The organism is Ureibacillus sinduriensis BLB-1 = JCM 15800 (assembly GCF_000772955.1).
GTDB classification, from domain to species: domain Bacteria; phylum Bacillota; class Bacilli; order Bacillales_A; family Planococcaceae; genus Ureibacillus; species Ureibacillus sinduriensis.
Window position 1 is genome coordinate 1 of record NZ_JPVO01000003.1, and the last position, 522, is coordinate 522.

General features: G+C 53.6%; 4 tRNA genes. All 4 read right to left on the reverse strand.

Going from position 1 to position 522, the window contains the following annotated elements:
• Positions 1-63 precede the first annotated feature (63 nt).
• The 4 genes from CD33_RS00010 to CD33_RS00025 all read right to left on the reverse strand — a co-directional run bounded on the left by CD33_RS00010 (position 64) and on the right by CD33_RS00025 (position 402).
• A tRNA-Pro gene (locus tag CD33_RS00010) sits at positions 64-140 on the reverse strand.
• Positions 141-146: 6 nt separating this feature from the next.
• Positions 147-223, reverse strand: a tRNA-Arg gene (locus tag CD33_RS00015).
• A gap of 10 nt (positions 224-233) precedes the next feature.
• Positions 234-322: transfer RNA gene (locus CD33_RS00020), tRNA-Leu, on the reverse strand.
• A gap of 5 nt (positions 323-327) precedes the next feature.
• Positions 328-402 (reverse strand) — tRNA-Gly (locus tag CD33_RS00025).
• Positions 403-522: the final 120 nt, after the last annotated feature.

Genomic DNA, 522 nt, shown 5'->3' on the forward strand with positions numbered 1-522 from the left:
CTCCTGCGTGCAAGGCAGGCGCTCTCCCAGCTGAGCTAAGGCCCCAAGATAAAATATTTTAAATGGTCGAGAAGACAGGATTCGAACCTGCGACCCCTTGGTCCCAAACCAAGTGCTCTACCAAGCTGAGCTACTTCTCGTAATATTGGCGCGCCCGGCAGGAGTCGAACCCACAACCTTCTGATCCGTAGTCAGACGCTCTATCCAATTGAGCTACGGGCGCTATTTAAAAATGGTGCCGAGGACCGGAATCGAACCGGTACGGTAGTCACCTACCGCAGGATTTTAAGTCCTGTGCGTCTGCCAGTTCCGCCACCCCGGCACAATTGGAGCGGAAGACGAGGTTCGAACTCGCGACCCCCACCTTGGCAAGGTGGTGTTCTACCACTGAACTACTTCCGCATGTGCAAATAATATTATCTGGCAATATGTAATTAAATGGTGCGGGTGAAGGGAGTCGAACCCCCACGCCTTACGGCGCTAGATCCTAAGTCTAGTGCGTCTGCCAATTCCGCCACACCC